The sequence below is a fragment of the Nostoc sp. genome (genome assembly GCF_035638895.1).
GTDB lineage: Bacteria > Cyanobacteriota > Cyanobacteriia > Cyanobacteriales > Nostocaceae > Nostoc.
The window spans coordinates 1-1,518 of record NZ_DASQZC010000005.1; the positions used below are offsets into that span (position 1 = coordinate 1).

1 protein-coding gene is annotated in these 1,518 nt (G+C 45.0%); it reads left to right on the forward strand.

What is annotated here, in order from left to right; translation table 11 throughout:
• The coding region (locus VE944_RS00075) for a DEAD/DEAH box helicase (RefSeq protein ID WP_324970686.1) at nt 1-1,518 on the forward strand (1,518 nt) is incomplete at both ends.

Genomic DNA, 1,518 nt, shown 5'->3' on the forward strand with positions numbered 1-1,518 from the left:
GCTCGTACTCCTACATTAAATTTTGATCGCGGCACATTAATTTTGCATCCACCACCACGCGGCAAAGGTTGGATGGATTATGCTACATGGGATGATAGAGTTGAGAAATTCCGCATTCCCGCAATTAGATATCGATCGCTAGTGGAAGCACTACAAGCGGAAGATGTGAATTTTATCGATGAGGCGAAGCAATTTTATCCTGTAGATTTGGTTCCCAGTCTGGAAATGGAACCATATCCCCACCAGACTGAGGCGCTAGCAGCTTGGAAACTGGCGGGTAGACAAGGGGTAGTTGTGCTTCCCACGGCGGCGGGAAAGACTTATTTGGCGCAAATGGCGATGCAGTCAACGCCGCGCACGACGCTAATTGTCGTGCCAACTTTGGATTTAATGCATCAGTGGTATGCACACTTGGTAGCCGCTTTCCCCGATGCTGAGGTGGGATTGCTGGGAGGTGGTTCGCGGGATAGAACGGCAATTCTCGTTGCAACTTATGATAGTGCAGCAATTCACGCTGAGACGTTGGGAAATCAATATGGTTTGATTGTTTTTGATGAATGTCATCATTTACCCACAGATTTTAATCGGGTAATTGCTGAATATGCGATCGCACCTTATCGTCTTGGACTCTCGGCTACACCAGAACGCACCGATGGTAAACACGCTGAGTTAAATATCCTTATTGGGCAAGAAGTATATCGCAAACGCGCCGAAGATTTGGCGGGTAAGGCATTAGCAGAACATGAAATTGTCCAAATTAAGGTAAAGTTATCGCAACTTGAGCGCGAAAGATACAATCAACTAATTCAAACTCGCAATGATTTTTTAAAGCAATCAAAGATTTCTTTGGGGAGTCTTCAAGGTTGGCAAATGTTCGTACAAATGAGTGCTAGATCGCAATCTGGACGTAGGGCGATGTTAGCGCATCGAGAAGCGAAAGATATCGCCTTGGGTACTGATGGAAAGTTGCGAATTCTGATTGATTTATTGGCAGAACATTATCCGGCAAGAATTTTGATTTTCACTGCTGATAATGCAACGGTTTATCGCATTTCTCAAGAGTTGCTAATTCCGGCGATTACTCATCAAACTCCTGTGAAAGAACGGCATGAAATATTAACAAAGTTTCGAGAGGGTAAATATAATACTTTGGTTGCTTCTCATGTGTTGAATGAAGGGGTTGATGTACCGGCGGCAACTGTTGCGATTATTTTATCAGGAACGGGTTCGGCTAGGGAGTATACTCAGCGATTGGGTAGGATTTTACGGAAAGGGAATATTGAGAATAAGCAGGCGATTTTGTATGAGGTGGTGGCTGAGGATACGAGTGAGGAGGGAACTTCGGCTAGGCGAAGAGGGGAGAGGATAATAGGACAAGGGGACAAGGAGACAAGGGGACAAGGAGAGAGGAAGGGGAATTTGCAGGTTGTGTATGGGAGTGGGAAGGAACGGAGTTTGAAGGCTGCGGAACAGTTAGAAATTAATTATTCAACCGGAAGTTCAAAATCTAAAATCCAG